At 45.0% G+C, this 1095-nt stretch carries 1 protein-coding gene; it reads right to left on the bottom strand.

The genetic code is table 11. From position 1 onward, the window contains the following. Window positions 1-15: 15 nt before the first annotated feature. Complete coding sequence (locus WH95_RS20090; RefSeq protein WP_046510236.1) at window positions 16-957, bottom strand: IS110 family RNA-guided transposase; 942 nt, start codon at window positions 955-957, stop codon at window positions 16-18. Window positions 958-1095 lie beyond the last annotated feature (138 nt).

The raw sequence follows: 1095 nt of genomic DNA, 5'->3' as shown, positions 1-1095 counted from the left end.
AAAAAAGCAGCGGTGTTAATTGTCAAGCACCGCTGCATAGTGTTCTTTCATTCGAGCATTCAGGATAATGATCATTTTTCTCATGACTGCAACCAGTGCGACTTTTCCTGGTTTTCCCTTCTCTTTGAGCTTTTGATAGAAAGCTCTCATGATTGGGTCAAAACGAATAGCTGGCAAAGCCGCAATATAGAGGGCATTGCGAACAGTTTTACGCCCTCCTGCAATCATTCGCTTGCCCCGCAAGGCCCCACTATCTCTGTTAATTGGAGCCACTCCGACCAACTTGACGATTTTCCCTTTCTCCAACCGTCCCAATTCAGGCAACTCAGCAAGCAGAATGCAGGCCGTTATGAAGCCAATGCCTTTCAGGCTTTTCAGAACGTTTAAACTCGCATTCAGGGTTTCGTCCTGTTTAATGCATTTTTCCATTTCATGACGTATTCGTTTTTCTTGCTTGAAGAAAAAAGCCAAGGTTTCCTCAATCAGAGGCAGCGTTGTTTCCACCTGCTTGTCCAGTCTGTTCTTTTCCTGAACAATCATGCCTTTAAGCTGCCTGTAACGCGCAACCAGATCAATCAATCGTTGTTGTGCATCACTGAGTTCGGCAGTTACATCACAAGGCATTCTCATGCCATAATCAGCCAGGACAAAAGCATCGATTTTATCTGTTTTTGCCAACAGCCCTGATGCTCTGGCAAAGTGACGCACTTGAAGCGCATTGATCCGACAAACAGGAAAATCAGCTTGTTGCAACCGTTTAAGGATACGCTTTTCATATCCTCCCGTTGCTTCAAGAATAATCCGCTCAAAGGGTTCGCGGGTTTGCAGCGTACGTAGGCATTCTTCAATGCCTGAAACGCTATTCTCATAGGTAAAGTAAAGGCGATCTGGCAAGATACATACATCAAGTTTGGATTTCGATATATCAATGCCGACAAATCGGGTAATCTGGGTCATGGCTTTGTCATCCTTATACTCGAGCGTTAAAGCTCCTTCAGCGGTTCGACTAAGCCTCAAAAAGACGGAAGTGTTGAGCTTTTTTACGGATGTTACAATCCTGGGTGCCATAAACAGCTTCCGCCATGGTATTGGAGG

The sequence above is a fragment of the Kiloniella litopenaei genome (genome assembly GCF_000982415.1).
GTDB classification, from domain to species: domain Bacteria; phylum Pseudomonadota; class Alphaproteobacteria; order Kiloniellales; family Kiloniellaceae; genus Kiloniella; species Kiloniella litopenaei.
This window is presented reverse-complemented; position numbering and strand designations above follow the sequence as displayed.